Raw genomic sequence first — 19,492 nt, forward strand, 5'->3', positions numbered from 1 at the left:
TTGCCATGAGTTACGCTGAACTGTTTTGCCAAAGCCACTTTAGTTTTTTGCACGGTGCCTCCAGCCCAGAAGAGTTGGTGCAGCAGGCCGCAGCGCTGGGTTATGACGCGCTGGCCCTGACGGATGAATGCTCGGTAGCCGGTATAGTGCGGGCTTACCGGCAAATTAACGAGCAAGCGCTGAATATTAAGCTGATTATTGGCAGTTACTTTCAACTGGATAAACTGGAGCTGGTATTACTGTGCCCGGATAAAGCCGCTTACGCCGAACTGTGTCGCATTATTACCAATGCGCGGCGGCGTAGTAATAAAGGTGAATATTGCCTGACCGAGTGGGATTTAATGTCGCTAAAGCATTGCCTGCTGTTGTGGCTACCGGCCGGTGATAGCGAAAGTGATACGCATTGGGCCAATTGGCTGCAAAAATATCACGGCGACAGGTTATGGCTGGCCATGCGCCGTCAGCTTAGTCATAACGAGGCTGCCTTTACGGATTATTGCCTGCAATTAGCGCAGCAATATCAGCTTAATAGGGTGTGTTGTGGTGCGGTGTTAATGCATGTGCCACAGCGATTGGCACTGCAGCATTGTGTAAGCGCCATTAAAGCCGGTAAGCCAATTGCAGAGCTGGGACGGCAGTTATTAAGTAATGCTGAGCGGGCGCTGCGGCCACTGGACAAGCTGGAAAAGCTTTTTAGTACTGAGTTATTGCTGCAAAGCTGTATTATTGCTGCGCGCTGCACTTTTTCACTGGATGAGCTGAAGTACCAGTACCCCAGCGAGCTGGTGCCAGAAGGCGAAACGGCTGCCGGTTATTTAGCGAGGCTGGTGGTGCAGGGCAGTAAATTGCGTTTTCCAGCAGGGGTGCCAGAACGGGTGCAAGCCATTATTGATAAAGAAATGGCGTTGATCACTGAGTTTAATTATGAATACTTTTTTCTCACCATTTACGATCTGGTGCAGTTTGCCAAAAGTAAGGCCATTTTATATCAGGGCCGTGGCTCGGCGGCCAACTCTGTAGTGTGTTACTGTCTGGAAATTACTGCCGTTGACCCGGATAAAATTCAGGTATTGTTTGAACGCTTTTTATCGCGTGAACGCAAAGAGCCACCAGACATAGACGTTGATTTTGAACACGAGCGGCGCGAAGAAGTGATCCAGTATTTATATCAGAAATACGGCCGTGAACGCGCAGCACTGGCTGCCACCGTAATTAGCTACCGCTTTAAAAGTGCGCTGCGTGATGTGGGTAAAGCGCTGGGGTTGCCGCTGAGCCAGCTGGACTTCTTAATAAAAAATATTCAGCGGCGCGATCCGGCTTTAAGTTGGCAGCAACAGCTGGCTGCACTGGGGCTGGACAACAACAGCCAAACCACGCAACAGTTGGTTACTCTGGTAGAGCAACTGCGCGGTTTTCCGCGGCATTTATCGCAGCATGTCGGCGGCTTTGTTATCTCGCAAGGGCCTTTGTACGAACTGGTGCCGGTAGAAAACGCTGCCATGGCCGACAGAACTGTGATCCAGTGGGATAAAGATGATCTGGAAACGCTGGAGTTGTTAAAAGTAGATGTACTGGCATTGGGTATGTTAACGGCAATTCGCAAGTGTTTTACGCTGTTAAAACAGCATGCACAACAAGACTTAAGTATTGCCGGTATCAGCGCACAAGGGGATGATGCCGCGGTGTATCAGATGATCCAGAAAGCTGACACCATCGGGCTGTTTCAGATCGAGTCGCGTGCCCAGATGAGCATGCTGCCACGGTTACGCCCGGCGTGTTATTACGATTTGGTAGTGCAAATAGCCATAGTGCGGCCTGGGCCTATTCAGGGCGATATGGTGCACCCGTATTTAAAACGCCGCCATGGTGAAGAAGTGGTCGAATACCCATCTGTTGAAGTACAAAGCGTATTAAGCCGCACTTTGGGGGTGCCGATTTTTCAGGAACAGGTGATCCAACTGGCAATGGTCGCTGCCGGTTTTACCGGTGGTGAGGCCGATCAGCTGCGCCGGGCCATGGCCAGCTGGAAAAAAACCGGTGAATTGCTGCAATTTAAACATAAGCTGATAGACGGTATGCAAAGCCGCGGCTACGCCCAGCAATATGCTGAGCGTATTTATCAGCAAATTTGTGGCTTTGGTGAATATGGTTTTCCTGAATCACATTCAGCCAGTTTTGCCGTACTGGCCTATGTGTCAGCCTGGCTGAAATATTATTATCCGGCGGCGTTTTGTACAGCTTTGCTTAACAGTTACCCGATGGGGTTTTATACGCCGTCACAACTGTTGCAGGATGCCCGCCGCCATGGTGTTACCGTGTTGCCGGTATGTGTAAACCAATCGCAGTGGGATTACAGCCTGGAGCAGCAAGGTAAAGCGATACGGTTGGGGCTGCGTCAGGTAAAAGGTTTTAGTAAAGCGGCAGCACAGTTGTTGTTAGCACTGCGCCCGGCCGGCGGGTTTCGGGATTTAGCCCGGTTGCGCCAAACCGGGCTTAGCCATGGCAGTTTACAGGCACTGGCCAGTGCCAATGCGCTAAGTAGTATCAGTGGCGACCGTTATAACAGCCGTTGGCAACTGATGGATAACCAACATAGCCTGCCACTGTTTAATACCGATACTGCAGAGCCAGAGCAGCAGATCGCCGAGGCAGAGCCTGCCTATTTAGCTGCACCCGGGCCGGTAGCTGAAGTACTGGAAGATTATGCCGCTACCGGCCTGACACTGGCTGTGCACCCGATAGCATTACTGCGCCAGGCCAATAAGTTACCGCGCAGCGTACCGGTAGCAGAGCTTAACCGGGTAAGGCACAACAGCCCGGTGCGGGTTAGCGGCCTGGTTACGTTGCGGCAGCGGCCGGGTACGGCTGCCGGAGTCACTTTTATGTCACTTGAAGACGAAACCGGCACTGCCAACGTGCTGGTATGGCTGGCTACTGCACAGGCGCAACAGAAAACTTTTTTAACAGCACATATCCTGCAGGTAGACGGTATTTTACAGCGCGAAGGTGAGGTAACGCATATTATCGCCGGTAAGCTGGTTGACTTATCCGCGCTTTTGGCCGAACTTAGTTTGTCCTCACGCGATTTTCATTAACAGGAACTGCTATGTTACTGCAAGCATCCCAAAGTCTGGTGTTACTGATCGATATGCAGCAAAAGCTGGCACCAGCCATTTTTGAACATAAAGAAGTCGAACAAGCAGCTGCCTGGGTATTGCAGGTAGCATTGCAACTGGAAGTACCAGTGTGGGCAACCGAGCAATATCCACAAGGCATTGGTGCCACACTGCCAGCGCTGGCAGAGCTGATCCCTGAAGCGCAGGTGCTGCAAAAAATGCACTTTAGTGCGCTAAAAGAGCCGCATATTGCCAGCAGCCTGGCCTGCACTGAGCGCAAGCAAATAGTGGTGCTGGGCACCGAAGCGCATGTTTGTGTGCTGCAATCGGTTATGGATTTACTGGCACTGGGCTATCAGGTATTTGTGGTAGTTGAGGCTGTGGGCTCGCGTACCGAGCAAAACAAACAGCTGGCGCTTAGCCGCATGCAGCAGGCCGGTGCCCAGGTTATCAGTAAAGAAATGCTGGCATTTGAATGGCTGCAGCGCTGCGGTACCGATACGTTCAGGCAGATAAGCAAAGGCTGGATCCGTTAATGCGCTATTGCCTGTTACTGTTACTTTGGGCTTTGCCACTGCAGGCCGACAACCTGATTGACCAGCAATTGCCGGATTTTTATCAGCAACTGATACCGCCAACAACTTATCCGCTAAGCTGGCAACCAGAGCACTTTAACGATATTCAGCACTGGCGCACTCAGGGCCGCGCTGCACTGCGTGAGGCCTTGCTGTGGCCGGATGAACCGGTTGATTTTGCTGCCAGCTTGCTTAAAACCGAAGCACGTGACGGTTACAGTGCGCAGCTGTGGTCGGTGCAGCTAACCAAACAAAGCCGGGTGCAACTGTTGCTATTGCAACCCGACGTGGCTAAGCCCGCACCTGCGGTGTTACTGCTGCATGATCACGGTGCCCGCTTTGACATTGGCAAAGAAAAATGGATACGGCCATTTGCAACCGACGCGCGCTTGCCATCGGCACAGCAATGGGCCGATAAATATTTCAGCGGTAACTTTATTGGCGATGCACTGGCAAAACAAGGCTATCTGGTACTGGCGGCTGATACCTTAGGCTGGAGTGATCGCGGCCCGGTTGAATTTAGCGCCCAGCAGGCATTGGCCGGCAATATATTTATGCTTGGCCGCTCGCTGGCAGGTATGGCGGCTTATGAAGATTTACGTTTGGTAGAATATTTAAAACAGTTGCCACAGGCCGACAGTAGTAGCCTGGCTGTGTTGGGGTTTTCGATGGGGGCTTTTCGTGCCTGGCAGTTAACAGCGCTGACTGACGATATAAAAGCTGGCGTAGCCGTGGCCTGGCTAAATAGCTACCGGTATTTACTCACCCCCGGCAATAATATTCTTAAAGGCCAGTCGGCATTTTATATGTTACATCCGGGCTTAGCCGCAAAACTGGATATTCCTGATATTGCTGCGCTGGCAGCGCCCAAAGCCATGTTGTTTATTAATGGTGGTAAGGATCAGTTAATGCCACCGGCTGGGGTTGAGCAGGCGTATCAGCAACTGGCAACAGTGTGGCAGGCGCATGGTGCACCAGACATGCTAACCACCACGCTGTATCCGCAATATGGCCATGAATTTAATGCAGAGCAGCAGCAACAGGTATTTAGCTGGTTAAGCGACCAACTGACAGTATCGGCTTCTGCTAAGCACTAAGTACCAGTTGAGCTGTGTTTACTCCGGCACTAACTGGCTAACCTGATAGTCACCACCAGCGTTTAGCAGCGGGCTTAGCTCGGCTAATGCCTGCTGCATATCTTTAGCCAGCGTATAGGGTGGGTTAATTACCAGCATACCGCTGCCGGTCATACCAAAGCCGTTGCTGTCCGGCAGCGGGCAATATTCAATGCGCAGCTGATCCTTAATACCGGTAGCAACAATAGCATTGATAAAGGCTTCCACCGCCGCACGCTCTATTACCGGATACCAAATGGCATAAGTGGCTTGTGGAAAACGCTGATAAGCGCTTTGTAAGCCAGATACCACATCCTGGTATTCAGTTTTTAGCTCGTAGGGTGGGTCTATCAGTACCAGGCCGCGTTTATGCAGTGGCGGCAGCATGGCTTTAAAACCGGCCCAGGCATCCATATGCTCAATCCGGCTGTGGCGGCGCCGGGCAAACTGGCTGGCCAGAATAGGGTAGTCTGTCGGGTGCAGCTCAGTAGCCTGAATGCTATCACCGCTGCGCAGCAGCATGGCAGCAATTTTCGGTGAGCCGGGGTAAAACGCCAGCTCGCCATCAGGGTTCAGTTGTTTTATCAGCGCTATATAGTGCGCCAGTGCCGGGCTTGTCGCCTGATACTGCCACAATTTGCCGATACCGCCCTGATATTCGCTGGTTTTTTGCGCCTGTTCAGCCAGTAAGCTGTACAGACCGGCACCGGCATGGCTGTCGTGGTAGCAAAAGGGTTTATCTTTTTGCAGCAGGTAGTCAACAATGGCCACCTGCACCAGATGTTTAACCACATCGGCATGATTACCGGCATGATAACTGTGGCGATAACTAAGCATAAACAAGGCCTGTAGCGGCAAATTTAAAGGCCGTCAGCATACTGCGCACGTAGAAAAATACAAGTATTGTTGCGGTGTAGCTGGTAAAATCCGCTGTATTATTGATTATCACCGCTGTGCGGTGCCAGCAGGATGTTTTATGTCACAACACAAGCCAAAAAACGGCAAAGCCGCTAATCCGTTACATAAGCCGTGGACTAAAACCGATAAGGCTGCTGCAAATAAACCCAACCGCAATACGACAACAGCAAAACCGCAGGCAGCGAAAGCGGTTAAATCAGTGCATGAAGACGAGATCAAGGTGTATAGCCAAAACACTTGCCGTGTATTGTTTCAACAGCGACCTGATTCTGTTATCCGGCTTTACGTATCGGAAAAAATGGCTCCTAAATTTTCTGACGTAATGAAGTATTTAGCCGCCACTAAAAAAGCCTATCACATAGTAGACGAAGCGGAATTGGAGAAGGTTTCTGCCAGTACACATCATGGTGGGGTGGTGATGCTGGTAAAACGTAAACCTGTTCAATCGCTGGCTAATTATCTGCAACAAAAAGGGCGTAAAAAAGACTGCTTACTCGCTTTAGATAGTGTTTCAAATGCCCACAATTTAGGCGCGATAACGCGCAGCTGTGCGCACTTTGGCGTGGGCGGCATTATTATGAAGCAGCCTGAGCTGTTGCAATCGGCCGCGGCGCTGCGTACGGCTGAGGGCGGTGGCGAATTTGTTGATGGCTTAAGTTGCGACAACCTGCCACTGGCATTACAGCTGTGTAAAGAAGCTGGCTATACGCTTATTACCACCTCCAGCCACGGCGGCACCTCGCTGTATCAAAGTGAGCTTCCGGCCAAGGTCGTGATTGTATTTGGTGAAGAGATGTTTGGTGTATCAAAAAACGTGGCCAAAAGCGCCGATATCGCGTTGCAAATACCGGGCTCGGGCAAGGTAGAGTCACTGAACGTTAGTGTAGCCGCCAGCCTGATTTTAGGTGAATGGTACCGCCAGCAGCTGTAAGGTTAGAACGCACTAAACTGCTGTTTTAGCTGCTGCGCCTGGCGGCGGCTGACATCTACCTGCTGGCCGTCTTGCAAGATGGCAATTAAACCACCGTCGGCTATCGCTGGTTCAATATGGCTATTTGTTGTCAGCTATTTATCAGCAAAACGTTATTAAATTCCCTATTTTATCTCTGGTTATTCCTGTACTTGCAGCTAGGCTTGATACACTGCCGGGCTGGTGCTGATGTGCCGTCTGTAGTAGCTGTGGTAAACAGCCGGCGAATATGTAGTCGGCGGCAACCGAAAAGCCGAAACAGAGTAGGTACAGCTAGCAGGGAGAGAGTCATGCCAAATCTGGTGCAGGAACTCAATAGTTTAGATTTCAGTGTGTATATCGGCGGCCCGTTGCAGGCGGCTGTGCAGGCACAACATGCCGCCTCTATGTCGCAGGTTAGTTTTATTCAGGCGGTAGGCTTTGAAGATAACGGCGGCAGCAAGGCGTTACGCTATGTTGATTTTGACTTTACTAAGTCAACGCCTAACCCTCATGTCGGCAAGACGGCACAGCAACTGACCGATGAAGGCCTACCGCCAGGCACGGATGTAACCAGTAATTTTATCTCAACAGAAGTGTCGATAAAGGTGCCGTTTTTAACCATGCTAACGATACCAGCACTGCGCATAGAAGAAATTACTATCGATTTTAACGCCAAGCTTACCTCGACCGAAACCTCTAATGTATCCAGCGAGTTTGCTGCCAGCGCTGAACTTGGCATCAACTATAAGATAGTTAACTTTAAGGCATCGGCATCATATAAGCGTTCGTCTACCCGTGGTGTGAGTGTCGAAAAAACCTATAACCTCGGCGTAAAAGTCACTGCATTAAATGATGAAATACCGGCAGGGCTAGATCGGATCCTGACTATGCTGGAAGACAGTATTGTTAGTGCCTGATGGGCTTTAACAGGTTTATTGGGCTGGCAGCCTGGCTGCCAGCCGTTTTAACAGGGATAGCAAAATGCCGAATTTGAATGAGTACCTGGGCAGTATTATCAGTAGCATTACCAATGCCAGAGTGATGGCTGATATTCAAACCGTGAAGGTGGCAGAAGAATATGCCAAACATGATTTACTCAAACATTTTGCCGTGCCACATATGCGGGTTGGTGATGTTGAACTGACAATACCGGTGGCGCTGGATGTACTGACAGAGAAAACAGAGACCCAGTATCAACCTATTGATAATACAAAATTTAATAGCTTGATATACAGGGAATTAACTAACAGTCTGGGCCGTACAAGTTTGCCGTCTAAAGCGTCGAAAGCCTTGCGGGCGCTATTGGTTGAGCAAACTCATGTGCTTGAGCAGTCGTTGCGTATTAAGCAAGATCTGGCATCGGTTGCAGATTATAGCCAACTGGCAGTACGGCAGTTAGTACAACTGGCCGAAGAATATCAGCTGGTTAGCCGTGAAAGCTTGCCTAAACTGAATACTGAGCAAATAGCGTCCAGAGTAGCCGCTGTGGCTACACAGGAAATTAAAGTATTAAGCCAACGCAAAGTGATTGAAAATTTAAATGTGATTGCCGAGTCGCATAAACTGCGGGAAGAAAAGCCGGAAAACATTATTTATATTAAATTGAAAATCTCTGAAGATGGTATGGAATGGCAACAAATGGAAAGTAGTAATGGTGAAATCAGCCGTCGTTTATTGCCGGAATAACTGCCATGCAAAAGTCGATTGTACATTTAGTTAATGAGTTAACAGAGTTATTGCTGCAGTTTCCATTACTGGTAACGGGTTTTGAACGCAAGCAACCGCAAGCACTGGCAGCATTGCAAAGCTGGATCGCATCGGCAGAACAATTGCTTAGTAGCTACGGCTTGGTGGCCAGTGCTGAACTGGCGGGGTTACGCAGTAAACTTACTAGGCCGCTGCATTGTGACGAGCATCGTGGCCAGTTACGCAAGCAGCAACTGTACGCAGCGGTGGAAATATTATACCCATTGCAACAGTGTTTGCAGCAAACCTTAACACCTTACCAGCAAAAGCTGCAGCAGAGTTCTGAATTAATCAGACATTTGCTGAGTGTGATCAGGCAAAGCGGGGCATTGCACTATGATGCTGCTACGGGGTTTGACAGCTTCGTACAACAATTGTGGCTGTTAATTGGCCAGCATGATCAGCTAAAGGCCGGTGCTGTGCAATTACGCAGTTGGTTGTCGTCGCAAGATATTAGATTGTTACTGGCGCAGGAGGTTAATCCGGCAGATTTTCCCTAAGTGCATCTGGTTTAGTCTGGCCCAGATATTGAAAGCGCGGCAGCAACTCACCGGCAATTTCAACGTTTTCGGTAAACATGTCCAGCGGCCTGGCCCAAAGGCCGAAATCGCCATACAGGGCACGGTAAATTACCAGCCACTGTTCGGTTTCGCTGTGACGGGCGCAGTCAATCACCTGATAATATGCGCCTTTGTAGTGCTGATAATAACCGGGTTCAAGTGGTGGTTTAAGCACGTTGTTCATACCAACTCTCGAAGATAATTTTGGCAGATAAGCTGTCTACTTTGTCTTTGGCTAAATTACGGTAGCCGCCGTCGGCAAATAGCATACTGCGGGCTTCAGTAGTGGTTAAGCGCTCGTCGTGCAGCTCTACCGGCAAGCCAAAACGGCCGTGCAGCCGGTTGGCAAATTTACGCGTGCGGGCGGTAAACGGCTGCTCGGTGCCGTCCATATTCAGCGGCAACCCTACCAATAATAGCTGTGGTTTCCATTCGTTAATCAGCTTTTCCAGCACGGCCCAGTCGGGTATGCCGTCCTGCGCTTTTAGTGCGTTAAGCAGTGAGGCGGTGCCGGTAAGTTCCTGACCTACCGCCACGCCAATGCTTTTAGTACCGTAATCAAAGGTTAAAATGGTGCGGCTCATTAAGCGTGACCGGCCTCGTTAGTTAGTTGCCAGGGCTTGATACCAATTTTTGCTGTAGCACTTTGCCATTTCTCAGCATGGGTTAAATCAAAAATAATATCGCTGTCGGCCGGAATAATTAACCAGGCGTTATCGGCTATTTCCTGTTCCAGTTGGCCAGCTGTCCAGCCAGCATAACCCAGTGCCAGAATAAATTTTTCCGGTGCGTTGTCGGTGGTAAGGTCAAACAGAATATCTTTTGATGTTGTCACCATCAGGCTGTCAGTCAGGCGCATGCTGCTGGCGTAGCCTTCTTTGGCAGTATGTAATACAAAGCCTCTGTCGTGCTGCACCGGGCCGCCGGCACAAACATGGGCTGTTGCCGCCGGGCTTTCGGTGTTGTATTCAATTTGCAGTTGCTGTAGCAAATCGGCCACTTTTACATCCAGCGGGTGGTTAATGACTATAGCCATAGCACCTTCGGTATTATGCTCACAAATATAGGCGACACTGCGTTTAAACAGTGGATCATCTAATGACGGCATAGCAATTAAAAAATGATTCTGAAAACTCTGCATAGTGACCTCGTTACAACATGGTTGTCACTGGCGTGCTGCCAGCAGCTGTTCAATTTCATCAAATAACAAACCGGTGATACTGATCGGAAACGCCGCTTCAATTTCGCGGATACAGGTTGGGCTGGTAACGTTAATTTCAGTTAATTTATCGCCTATCACATCCAAACCAACAAAAATAAGGCCTTTTGCTTTTAGCGTAGGTGCGACCGCATTGGCAATAGCCCAGTCAGAATCTGACAAGGGCCTGGCTTCACCGCGGCCACCGGCTGCAAGGTTACCACGGGTTTCGCCGCTGGCTGGAATGCGTGCTAAACAGTATGGCACGGGTTTACCATTTACTACCAGTATTCGTTTATCGCCCTGGCTTATTTCAGGAATAAAGCGCTGAGCCATGGCATAGCGGCTGCCATGTTCGGTTAGTGTTTCAATAATTACGCTAACGTTGGCATCACCCGGCTTTAAGCGGAAAATAGAGGCACCGCCCATACCATCCAACGGTTTTAAAATAACGTCCTGCTCGGCCTGATAAAAAGCTTTTAAGCGTTTGGCATCGCGGCTAACCAGGGTTTTTGGCGTATGCTGGCTAAACCAGCTGGTGTACAGTTTTTCGTTGGCATCGCGCAGGCTCTGTGGTTTATTAACAATTAACGCACCTTCATCTTCAGCCCGTTCAAGAATATAAGTGGCGTAGATATACTCGGTATCAAACGGCGGATCTTTACGCATCAAGATCACATCCAGCTCACTAAGGGCAATATCCTGCTCGCTGCCAAACTGATACCAGTCGGCCGGATCTTGCTGTACTGTTAGTAACTTAGTTGCAGCGCGGGCCTGGCCTTCCAGCAGGTACAAATCGGCCATTTCCATATAGTGAACTTGATAACCGCGTTGTTGTGCCTGCAACAACATGGCGAAACTGGAGTCTTTTTTAATATTGATGGCCGAAATAGGGTCCATCACTATGCCAAGTTTTATTGGTTTACTCATCTTGTATCCTCAGGCCAGATCGCCAAATTGCAGTTGCAACGCACTTATCGCAGTAAGGGCTGCGGTTTCGGTGCGCAGTACCCGTGGCCCTAACTGGATGCCGCTATAGCCAGCGGCTGAGGTTTGCGCCATTTCCTGTTCACTGAAGCCGCCTTCAGGGCCTATTACTAAGCGGATATTGTGGTTGGGTATAAGCGTCTTAATGGTGTCTTTTGCCCACGGATGCAAGGTCAGCTTCAATTCTTTTGTGCTTTGAGCCAGCCAATTGTCCAGTGAAATGGCCGGATGCACAGTTGGCACTATACTGCGGCCACTTTGCTCGCAGGCGCTGATAGCAATTTTTTGCCATTGCTCGTTACGTTTGGCTAAACGCCCGCCGTCCAGCTTGACGCCACAACGCTCGGTAAATAGCGGGGTAATTTCGGTAACACCAAGCTCCACCGCTTTTTGAATGGCAAAATCCATTCTGTCGCCGCGCGATATACCCTGGCCCAGATGAATTTTCAGCGGTGACTCTACCGGGTTGTCTTGCTGCGCCTGGGCAATAACATTTACGCGCTTTTTATCGCTGCTGCTTATGCGAGCCGGGTAGTTAAAGCCATCGCCGTTAAACAGTAGTAATTCGCTGCCAACCGGCATGCGCAGCACGCGGCCAACATGGTTGGCGGCATCGTCATCCAGCGCAAATTCATGATTAAGTGCAATAGCACCGTGGTGGTAAATTCTTGGAATACGCATAAAAACTTCAGCTATTGAATAATGCTGTTATGGTAGCAGGCGGCAAAGGCGAGCAACAGAAAAAACAAACCCTGCCGGGGCAGGGTTTGTGAAAGTTAACGATGGATCAGTTTACTGCAGGGTAGCTGTAACTGGCCCCCACACCCAGTGGAATATCCAGCGCCCAGAAACCGAGCAGGAAAGCAGTCCACAATATCAGCATGGCGACAGAGTACGGCAGCATTAATGCGATAAGGGTACCGATACCGGTTGACTTAACATACTTTTGGCAAAACACCACTATTAACGGGAAGTACGGCAGCAGCGGCGTAATAATATTGGTAGAAGAATCACCGACACGGTAAGCTGCCTGAGTTAAGTCTGGCGATACGCCAAGCTCCATCAGCATAGGCACCATAATGGCACCAATCAGCGCCCACTTAGCTGAAGCTGAGCCAACTAACAGGTTGACAAAGCCGGATAAAAACACGATACCAATCAGCGTAAAGCCCATTGGGAAGGCCATTTCCTGCAGCCAGTTGGCGCCTTTGATCGCCAGCAGAGCGCCGAGGTTAGACTGGCCAAAAGCATAGATAAATTGCGCACAGAAAAATGCCATTACAATGTAATAGCCCATGCCGCTCATGGCTTTGCTCATGCCCTTGATAATATCGCGGTGATCTTTAGCATTGCCAGACACATAGCCATACACCACACCGGGAATTAAAAAGAATACAAAGATAATTCCTACGATAGATTGCATCAGTGGGGCGGCAGAGTGGGTTAGTTCACCATTTACCGGCGAGCGCCAGGCTGAGGTTTCCGGCATAGCCGATACCACCAACAGTACCGCACTTAATACCATGGCAAAGGTAGCCCAGCGTAAGCCTTTGCGCTCATTGTCTTTTAAATGGTCCATTTTCGGCAGATCGGCTGCATCGGCATCTACGGCAGTGGCTTTTAAACGTGGTTCAATAAATTTATCGGTCAGAACCCAGCCGATAATAACAACTAATACGGTAGAGGCTGTGGTGAAATAAAAGTTATTCAGCGGGCTTATCATCAGCTCTGCTGCAGCCGGATCTGAAGACAAACGTGCAGAAGCCTGAGTTAAACCGGACAACAGCGGGTCAAGACTTGATGGTAGTATGGTAGCAGAAAAGCCACCGGATACGCCGGCGAAGGCTGCAGCGATACCCGCCAGCGGATGACGGCCGGCAGCATAGAAAATTACCGCACCCAATGGAATAACCAGTACGTAACCTGCATCTACGGCCATATGGCTTAATACACCTACTGCTATCAGCACTGGTGTTAACAGCATTTTTGGCGTGACCGATAAAATGGAGCGTAAGCCAGCATTAATGTAGCCGGTATATTCTGCTACCCCTAAGCCCAGCATGGCAACCAGTACCACGCCCAGAGGCGGGAAGGTAACAAAGGTATTAACCATTTTGGCCATAAAACCGGTAAGTGAATCTGCCGCCAGCAGGTTATTTACCTGAATAGCTGCACCGGTGCGCGGGTCAACTTCATTAAAACTGACACCGGCCAGAGCCCAGGACAGGCCCCAGACAACAAACATTAATAAAGCAAATAACACAGCTGGATCGGGTAGTTTATTACCGACCACTTCAATGGCGTTAAGCGCACGGTTAAGCCAGCTGCTTTTTTCAGCGGCGGCGTTTTGTTCAGACATACATGTTCCTTTCTTATAGTTTTGTTTCGCTCTGCTCACCGACAGAGGACCCCGGATACAACATAACGGCTTATCATACACAAAAAGTGCCGGATGATAAGACGAAATTACTAACCTGGTTTGCTAACAGTAAGTGTGAAAAAGGAGAGCCGGGCTCTCCTTTTTTATACGATTGACCAGTAATATTTATTTCGCGTACTGGCGCAGTAACTCAGCTTTGTCAGTTTGCTCCCAAGGGAACTGATCGCGGCCAAAGTGACCGTAAGCCGCAGTGGGCAGATAAATTGGCCGTTCCAGTTTTAACATTTCAATCAGGCCGTATGGGCGCAGGTCAAAATGTTCGCGTACCAGTTTTATTAGCTGCTCTTCACTCAGCTTACTGGTACCGAAAGTTTCCAGACTGATAGAGGTAGGCTCTGCCACGCCGATAGCGTAAGACACCTGCAGCTCACAGCGGTCAGCTAAGCCTGCTGCAACGATATTTTTAGCTACGTAACGCGCAGCATAGGCTGCTGAACGGTCTACTTTTGATGGATCTTTCCCAGAAAACGCACCGCCACCATGACGAGCCATGCCGCCGTAGGAGTCAACGATAATTTTACGGCCGGTTAAGCCGCAGTCGCCCATAGGGCCGCCGATCACAAAACGGCCGGTCGGGTTGATAAAGAATTTAGTTTTGCTGCTTAACCACTCTGCCGGCAGTACCGGTTTAATAATGGTTTCCATTACGGCTTCACGCAGATCAGCAGTGCTGATGGTATCGCAGTGCTGGGTAGATAATACTACCGCATCAATACCTACCGGCTTGCCATCTTCATATATAAAGCTTAACTGGGATTTTGCATCCGGGCGCAGCCAGGGCAGAGTGCCGTCTTTACGCACCTGAGCCTGGCGCTGTACCAAACGGTGAGAATAAGTAATAGGGGCTGGCATTAATACGTCAGTTTCGTTGCTGGCGTAGCCAAACATTAAACCCTGATCACCGGCGCCTTGTTCTTTCGGATCGGCACGGTCTACACCCTGGTTAATATCAGGTGATTGTTTACCAATGGCATTTAATACTGCGCATGAGTCGGCATCGAAGCCCATATCTGAGTGTACGTAACCAATTTCACGCACTGTTTTACGGGTAATTTCTTCAATATCAACCCAGGCAGAGGTAGTAATTTCACCACCTACCAGCACCATACCGGTTTTAACGAAGGTTTCGCAGGCCACGCGGGCTTTAGGGTCTTGTTCCAGGATTGCATCCAGCACGGCGTCAGAAATCTGATCGGCAATTTTATCCGGATGTCCTTCAGATACCGATTCAGAAGTAAAAATGTGTTGTGCCATTGGTTGTATTCCAAAAATAAGGTTAATGCAGTTAAGTCCGTTACGGCGTAAAGTGCCATGCCGAACTCAAAAAAATAGGCGGGTATTCTAGAGAATGCGTGAAAGCATTGCCAGAAAAATCTGCCACCCAGACGTCTTTAATGCTATTTTAAGTTGCTTATTACGTTAGTACAGACAGTTAGATCTGCATCACTAAAAATTCTTTATGTCAGCAGATTTAAATTTGCCATCTGGCAGGGGCTCTGGGAAAATAGAACCTCTTTCTGCCTTAACATTTCAGCTAAATAATAATCTGCTTCGTTACACAGAAGCCGCGCAATGTCAGGAGTGAACATGCCATCTCGTAAACAACTCGCCAATGCGATCCGTGCACTTAGCATGGATGCGGTGCAAAAAGCTAAATCAGGTCATCCGGGTGCCCCTATGGGTATGGCCGACATTGCCGAAGTGTTATGGCGTGATTTTCTCCGGCATAACCCGCAAGACCCAACGTGGCCAAACCGCGACCGTTTTATCCTGTCAAACGGCCATGGTTCTATGTTGCTGTATTCTTTATTGCATTTAAGCGGTTACGATTTAAGCATTGACGATTTAAAGCAGTTCCGTCAGTTACACTCCAGAACGCCAGGCCATCCGGAATACGGTTATGCACCGGGAGTAGAAACCACGACCGGCCCGCTCGGCCAGGGTATTACCAATGCAGTGGGCATGGCGATTGCTGAAAAAGCCCTGGCGGCCCAGTTTAACCGGCCGGGTTATGATATTGTTGATCACCATACTTACACCTTTTTAGGTGATGGTTGCCTGATGGAAGGGATCTCGCATGAAGCCTGCTCTTTAGCCGGCACTTTAGGTTTAGGTAAACTGATAGCCTTTTGGGATGACAACGGTATTTCTATCGACGGCCATGTTGAAGGCTGGTTTACCGATAACACCCCAGCCCGGTTTGCAGCCTATGGCTGGCATGTGATCAGCAATGTTGATGGCCACGATGCCGCAGCTGTTGAGGCAGCTATCAAACAGGCAAAAGCTGAAACCGCCAAACCAACACTCATTTGTTGTCGTACCGTTATAGGTTATGGCGCCCCGAATAAAGGTGGCAGCCACGACAGCCACGGTGCGCCGCTGGGGGATGCTGAAATTGCCGCAGCCCGTGATTTTCTGCAATGGCCACATGCGCCGTTTGATATTCCGGCTGACATTTATGCTGATTGGGATGCCAAAGCTAAAGGCCGCGCACAACAGCAAGACTGGCAGCAGTTGTTTGCCCGTTATAGTGCTGCATTTCCTGAACTGGCGGCAGAGTACAGCCGCCGCATAGCAGGCGATTTACCATCAGACTGGGCAGAGAAATCTCAGGCCTACATTAATCAGCTACAAGCGAACCCTGCCAATATTGCCAGCCGTAAAGCGTCACAAAATGCATTAAATGCTTTTGGCCCGATACTGCCGGAATTTATGGGCGGCTCGGCAGATTTAGCCGGCTCTAACCTGACGATCTGGTCTGGCTCTAAACCACTTACCGGCACCGATGCCAGCGGCAACTACATTTATTATGGTGTACGTGAGTTCGGTATGTCGGCCATTATGAACGGTATTGCTCTACACGGTGGTTTTGTACCTTACGGTGCGACCTTTTTAATGTTTATGGAATATGCCCGTAATGCGGTGCGTATGGCCGCACTGATGAAGCAGCGGGTAATTTTTGTTTATACCCACGATTCTATTGGTTTAGGTGAAGATGGCCCAACGCATCAACCGGTTGAGCAATTAGCGGCGCTACGCGCTACGCCGAACTTAATGAACTGGCGCCCGTGCGATCAGGTTGAGTCTGCCGTAGCCTGGAAAGCCGCTATAGAGCGTACTGATGGCCCAAGCACCTTAATTTTCACCCGGCAAAACCTGGCGCAACAGCAGCGTAATGCGCAGCAACTGGCCGATATTACGCGCGGTGGTTATATTCTGCGTGACTGTAACGGCACGCCAGAACTGATTATTATCGCCACCGGCTCTGAAGTTGAGCTGGCAATGCAAGCCGCAGCTAAGCTGACTGAACAAGGCAAGGCGGTAAGGGTAGTGTCTATGCCATCAACCGATGTATTTGAGCAACAGGATGCCGCTTACCGTGAAGCAGTATTACCGGCCGCAGTAAGCAAACGGATTGCCGTAGAAGCCGGTATTACCGACTGCTGGTATAAATATGTCGGTTTAACCGGCAAAATTATTGGCATGACCAGTTTTGGTGAATCAGCACCGGCTGAACAGTTATTTGAACACTTCGGCATTACCACTGCAAAAGTGCTTGAGGCGGCAGAACAGCTATTGGCGTAAGAGTTAATAAAATGGGATCAGCTTTGGTCCCATTTTTTTGTCATACATTTTTTGTGGTAATTAATGGCGTGGTGTGATGGCAATAAGACTGGCAATAAACGGTTTTGGCCGTATTGGGCGTAATATTTTACGCGCTATTTATGAGAATGGCTGGCAGCATGAACTGAATGTTGTCGCTATTAATGAGCTGGCCGATGCCAAAGGCGTAGCGCATTTATTAAAGTATGACACTTCGCACGGTCGTTTTGGTTTCAGCGTCAGTTCATATGAGGGTGGTATTAACGTTGACGGAACTGATATTGCACTGTTTGCTGAAGCCGATCCGTTAGCACTGCCCTGGAGTGAGCTGGAAGTTGATGTGGTATTGGAATGTACCGGTGTATTTCATAGCCGCGAGCATGCGAACTGGCATTTAACTGCAGGTGCCAAAAAGGTGTTGTTTTCGCACCCGGCAGATACTGATATTGATGCCACCATTATCTATGGTATTAACCAAAACAGCTTAACTGCAAGAATGACAGTAGTGTCGGCTGGTTCTTGTACTACTAATTGCATAGTGCCGGTTATTCAGGTGCTGGATCAGCATTTTGGTGTTGAAAGCGGTACTATTACCACTATTCATGCTTCTATGCATGATCAACAGGTAATAGATGCTTACCACCCTGATTTACGCCGTACCCGGGCTGCCAGCCAGTCGATAATTCCGGTAGACACCAAACTGGCACTGGGTATTGAACGCATATTGCCGCAATTTGCCGGCCGTTTTGAGGCCATCGCCGTACGGGTACCTACGGTGAACGTAACAGCGATGGATTTAAGTGTGACACTGCATCAGGATGTCAGCATCAATGCGGTAAATCAGGCACTACAGCAAGCCCGTATCGGTGAGCTGGCCGGTATTCTGGATTATACCGAGGAGCCTTTGGTGTCAGTGGATTTTAACCACGACGCGCACTCCTGCATTGTTGATGGCTCGCAAACCCGGGTTAGCCATAAACGGCTGGTAAAATGCCTGGTGTGGTGTGACAACGAATGGGGTTTTGCTAATCGCATGATTGACACGGCGCGAGCCATGATGCAACCGACTTTATAATAAGGAGCCTGAAATGTCTGTTATTCGCATGAGCGATTTGGATCTTAACAGCAAACGCGTGCTGATCCGCGAAGATTTAAATGTACCGGTTAAAAATGGCAAAGTAACCTCGGATGCCCGCTTGAAAGCCGCAATACCCACAATTGAACTGGCACTGAGCAAAGGTGCTAAAGTGATGGTAATGTCGCATCTGGGCCGTCCGGAAGAGGGCGTTTATGACGCTGAATCATCTATGCAACCTGTGGTGGATTATCTGGCTGAGGCCCTGACTGCTCCGGTGCGTCTGGCGGCAAATTATCTTGATGGTATCAACATTAACACCGGTGAAGTGGTGGTGTTTGAAAACGTGCGATTTAATAAGGGCGAAGGCAAAAACGATGATGTTTTAGCACAAAAGCTGGCAGCATTATGTGATGTATTTGTGATGGATGCCTTTGGTACTGCACATCGGGCTCAGGCATCAACCCACGGAGTAGCCAAATTTGCTCCTGTTGCCTGTGCCGGCCCTTTGTTAGTGGCAGAGCTGGATGCATTGGCTGCTGCATTAAAGAACCCGAAACGGCCGCTGGTTGCTATTGTTGGTGGCTCTAAAGTATCTACTAAACTGACAGTGCTGGAATCGTTGTCCGGTATTGTTGATCAATTAATTGTCGGCGGTGGTATTGCCAATACCTTTATTGCCGCTAATGGCAATAATGTGGGTAAGTCGTTGTATGAGGCTGATTTAATTCCTGAAGCACAGCGTTTAATGGCACAAGCCAAAGCCCGTGGCGCTAATATTCCGGTTCCAACCGATGTTGTCGTAGGCCAGGCATTCAGTGAAACCACCGCAGCCACATTAAAACAGGTAGCTGCGGTTGATGATGGCGATATGATTTTTGATATCGGCCCGGATACAACAGCGCAACTGGTTAAAATTTTAAAATCAGCCGGCACTATCGTCTGGAATGGTCCGGTCGGTGTATTTGAGTTTGATCAATTTGCTGAGGGCACCAAAGCATTGGCGCAGGCGATTGCAGATAGCGACGCTTTCTCAATTGCCGGTGGTGGTGATACGCTGGCAGCGATAGATAAATATAATATTGCAGACAACATTTCATATATATCGACAGGTGGCGGGGCCTTTTTGGAGTTTTTAGAAGGCAAAATCCTGCCAGCAGTAGCTATACTGGAACAGCGCGGCAAAACACAATAATAATACGTTTTA

General features: G+C 49.3%; 18 protein-coding genes. 10 read left to right on the forward strand and 8 right to left on the reverse strand.

From position 1 onward, the window contains the following. Positions 1-5 precede the first annotated feature (5 nt). The 3 genes from J3B89_RS09605 to J3B89_RS09615 are packed head-to-tail and all read left to right on the forward strand — an operon-like array spanning position 6 to position 4,788. Positions 6-3,095: an error-prone DNA polymerase gene (locus tag J3B89_RS09605; RefSeq protein WP_215397312.1), complete on the forward strand. Its 3,090-nt coding sequence runs from the start codon at positions 6-8 to the stop codon at positions 3,093-3,095. 11 nt (positions 3,096-3,106) lie between these two features. Then, a complete protein-coding gene (locus tag J3B89_RS09610) occupies positions 3,107-3,652 on the forward strand; it encodes an isochorismatase family protein (RefSeq protein ID WP_215397313.1) in 546 nt (181 codons plus the stop codon). After that, complete coding sequence (locus J3B89_RS09615; protein ID WP_215397314.1) at positions 3,652-4,788, forward strand: dienelactone hydrolase family protein; 1,137 nt, start codon at positions 3,652-3,654, stop codon at positions 4,786-4,788. Before J3B89_RS09610 ends, J3B89_RS09615 begins: the two co-directional genes overlap by 1 nt. A gap of 18 nt (positions 4,789-4,806) precedes the next feature. Here the strand turns inward: J3B89_RS09615 and J3B89_RS09620 are convergent, their stop codons facing one another. Then, on the reverse strand, positions 4,807-5,643 hold the full coding sequence (locus J3B89_RS09620) for a 23S rRNA (adenine(2030)-N(6))-methyltransferase RlmJ (protein WP_215397315.1): 837 nt from the start codon (positions 5,641-5,643) through the stop codon (positions 4,807-4,809). Between the two features lie 139 nt (positions 5,644-5,782). Here J3B89_RS09620 and J3B89_RS09625 point away from each other — a divergent pair, with 139 nt between their 5' ends. The 4 genes from J3B89_RS09625 to J3B89_RS09640 all read left to right on the forward strand — a co-directional run bounded on the left by J3B89_RS09625 (position 5,783) and on the right by J3B89_RS09640 (position 8,922). Further along, positions 5,783-6,655, forward strand: coding sequence for a tRNA/rRNA methyltransferase (locus J3B89_RS09625; RefSeq protein ID WP_215397316.1), 873 nt, complete (start codon positions 5,783-5,785; stop codon positions 6,653-6,655). A gap of 329 nt (positions 6,656-6,984) precedes the next feature. Beyond that, a complete protein-coding gene (locus tag J3B89_RS09630) occupies positions 6,985-7,593 on the forward strand; it encodes a DUF2589 domain-containing protein (protein ID WP_215397317.1) in 609 nt (202 codons plus the stop codon). Positions 7,594-7,657: 64 nt separating this feature from the next. Next, positions 7,658-8,362 carry a hypothetical protein gene (locus J3B89_RS09635; protein ID WP_215397318.1) on the forward strand — a complete coding sequence of 235 codons (705 nt, stop codon included), beginning with the start codon at positions 7,658-7,660 and terminating at the stop codon, positions 8,360-8,362. 5 nt (positions 8,363-8,367) lie between these two features. Beyond that, on the forward strand, positions 8,368-8,922 hold the full coding sequence (locus J3B89_RS09640; protein ID WP_215397319.1) for a hypothetical protein: 555 nt from the start codon (positions 8,368-8,370) through the stop codon (positions 8,920-8,922). On the opposite strand, the gene J3B89_RS09645 is transcribed toward J3B89_RS09640, so the two are convergent. From J3B89_RS09645 to metK, 7 genes are all read right to left on the reverse strand, one after another. Further along, positions 8,900-9,166 carry a DUF1653 domain-containing protein gene (locus J3B89_RS09645; protein WP_215397320.1) on the reverse strand — a complete coding sequence of 89 codons (267 nt, stop codon included), beginning with the start codon at positions 9,164-9,166 and terminating at the stop codon, positions 8,900-8,902. The genes J3B89_RS09640 and J3B89_RS09645 overlap by 23 nt on opposite strands. Continuing rightward, positions 9,150-9,566, reverse strand: coding sequence for a Holliday junction resolvase RuvX (gene ruvX / locus J3B89_RS09650; RefSeq protein WP_215397321.1), 417 nt, complete (start codon positions 9,564-9,566; stop codon positions 9,150-9,152). Before ruvX ends, J3B89_RS09645 begins: the two co-directional genes overlap by 17 nt. Then, on the reverse strand, positions 9,566-10,123 hold the full coding sequence (locus J3B89_RS09655) for a YqgE/AlgH family protein (protein WP_215397322.1): 558 nt from the start codon (positions 10,121-10,123) through the stop codon (positions 9,566-9,568). Before J3B89_RS09655 ends, ruvX begins: the two co-directional genes overlap by 1 nt. 24 nt (positions 10,124-10,147) lie before the next feature. Next, positions 10,148-11,110 carry a glutathione synthase gene (gshB, locus tag J3B89_RS09660; protein WP_215397323.1) on the reverse strand — a complete coding sequence of 321 codons (963 nt, stop codon included), beginning with the start codon at positions 11,108-11,110 and terminating at the stop codon, positions 10,148-10,150. Positions 11,111-11,119: 9 nt separating this feature from the next. After that, complete coding sequence (gene rsmE / locus J3B89_RS09665) at positions 11,120-11,848, reverse strand: 16S rRNA (uracil(1498)-N(3))-methyltransferase (protein WP_215397324.1); 729 nt, start codon at positions 11,846-11,848, stop codon at positions 11,120-11,122. Positions 11,849-11,954: 106 nt separating this feature from the next. Next, a complete protein-coding gene (locus tag J3B89_RS09670) occupies positions 11,955-13,526 on the reverse strand; it encodes an AbgT family transporter (RefSeq protein ID WP_215397325.1) in 1,572 nt (523 codons plus the stop codon). Between the two features lie 186 nt (positions 13,527-13,712). After that, entirely contained in the window at positions 13,713-14,861 is a 1,149-nt protein-coding gene (gene metK, locus J3B89_RS09675) for a methionine adenosyltransferase (protein ID WP_215397326.1), read from the reverse strand. 333 nt (positions 14,862-15,194) lie between these two features. Between metK and tkt the strand changes: the two genes are divergently transcribed. From tkt to J3B89_RS09690, 3 genes are all read left to right on the forward strand, one after another. Next, the gene (gene tkt, locus J3B89_RS09680) at positions 15,195-17,192 is read left to right on the forward strand and encodes a transketolase (protein ID WP_215397327.1); all 1,998 of its coding nucleotides are present in this window, start codon (positions 15,195-15,197) and stop codon (positions 17,190-17,192) included. Between the two features lie 76 nt (positions 17,193-17,268). After that, the gene (epd, locus tag J3B89_RS09685; protein WP_215397328.1) at positions 17,269-18,285 is read left to right on the forward strand and encodes an erythrose-4-phosphate dehydrogenase; all 1,017 of its coding nucleotides are present in this window, start codon (positions 17,269-17,271) and stop codon (positions 18,283-18,285) included. 13 nt (positions 18,286-18,298) lie between these two features. After that, a complete protein-coding gene (locus tag J3B89_RS09690) occupies positions 18,299-19,480 on the forward strand; it encodes a phosphoglycerate kinase (RefSeq protein ID WP_215397329.1) in 1,182 nt (393 codons plus the stop codon). The last annotated feature ends 12 nt before the right edge of the window (positions 19,481-19,492 follow it).

The organism is Rheinheimera oceanensis (genome assembly GCF_018831085.1).
Classification (GTDB): Bacteria; Pseudomonadota; Gammaproteobacteria; order Enterobacterales; family Alteromonadaceae; genus Alishewanella; species Alishewanella oceanensis.

Bases quoted from the DNA above. Each gene is read 5' to 3' on its own strand.
- J3B89_RS09605 (WP_215397312.1), top strand. From the start codon at position 6: ATGAGTTACGCTGAACTGTTTTGCCAAAGCCACTTTAGTTTTTTGCAC.
- J3B89_RS09610 (WP_215397313.1), top strand. From the start codon at position 3,107: ATGTTACTGCAAGCATCCCAAAGTCTGGTGTTACTGATCGATATGCAG.
- J3B89_RS09615 (WP_215397314.1), top strand. From the start codon at position 3,652: ATGCGCTATTGCCTGTTACTGTTACTTTGGGCTTTGCCACTGCAGGCC.
- J3B89_RS09620 (WP_215397315.1), bottom strand. From the start codon at position 5,643: ATGCTTAGTTATCGCCACAGTTATCATGCCGGTAATCATGCCGATGTG.
- J3B89_RS09625 (WP_215397316.1), top strand. From the start codon at position 5,783: ATGTCACAACACAAGCCAAAAAACGGCAAAGCCGCTAATCCGTTACAT.
- J3B89_RS09630 (WP_215397317.1), top strand. From the start codon at position 6,985: ATGCCAAATCTGGTGCAGGAACTCAATAGTTTAGATTTCAGTGTGTAT.
- J3B89_RS09635 (WP_215397318.1), top strand. From the start codon at position 7,658: ATGCCGAATTTGAATGAGTACCTGGGCAGTATTATCAGTAGCATTACC.
- J3B89_RS09640 (WP_215397319.1), top strand. From the start codon at position 8,368: ATGCAAAAGTCGATTGTACATTTAGTTAATGAGTTAACAGAGTTATTG.
- J3B89_RS09645 (WP_215397320.1), bottom strand. From the start codon at position 9,166: ATGAACAACGTGCTTAAACCACCACTTGAACCCGGTTATTATCAGCAC.
- ruvX (WP_215397321.1), bottom strand. From the start codon at position 9,566: ATGAGCCGCACCATTTTAACCTTTGATTACGGTACTAAAAGCATTGGC.
- J3B89_RS09655 (WP_215397322.1), bottom strand. From the start codon at position 10,123: ATGCAGAGTTTTCAGAATCATTTTTTAATTGCTATGCCGTCATTAGAT.
- gshB (WP_215397323.1), bottom strand. From the start codon at position 11,110: ATGAGTAAACCAATAAAACTTGGCATAGTGATGGACCCTATTTCGGCC.
- rsmE (WP_215397324.1), bottom strand. From the start codon at position 11,848: ATGCGTATTCCAAGAATTTACCACCACGGTGCTATTGCACTTAATCAT.
- J3B89_RS09670 (WP_215397325.1), bottom strand. From the start codon at position 13,526: ATGTCTGAACAAAACGCCGCCGCTGAAAAAAGCAGCTGGCTTAACCGT.
- metK (WP_215397326.1), bottom strand. From the start codon at position 14,861: ATGGCACAACACATTTTTACTTCTGAATCGGTATCTGAAGGACATCCG.
- tkt (WP_215397327.1), top strand. From the start codon at position 15,195: ATGCCATCTCGTAAACAACTCGCCAATGCGATCCGTGCACTTAGCATG.
- epd (WP_215397328.1), top strand. From the start codon at position 17,269: ATGGCAATAAGACTGGCAATAAACGGTTTTGGCCGTATTGGGCGTAAT.
- J3B89_RS09690 (WP_215397329.1), top strand. From the start codon at position 18,299: ATGTCTGTTATTCGCATGAGCGATTTGGATCTTAACAGCAAACGCGTG.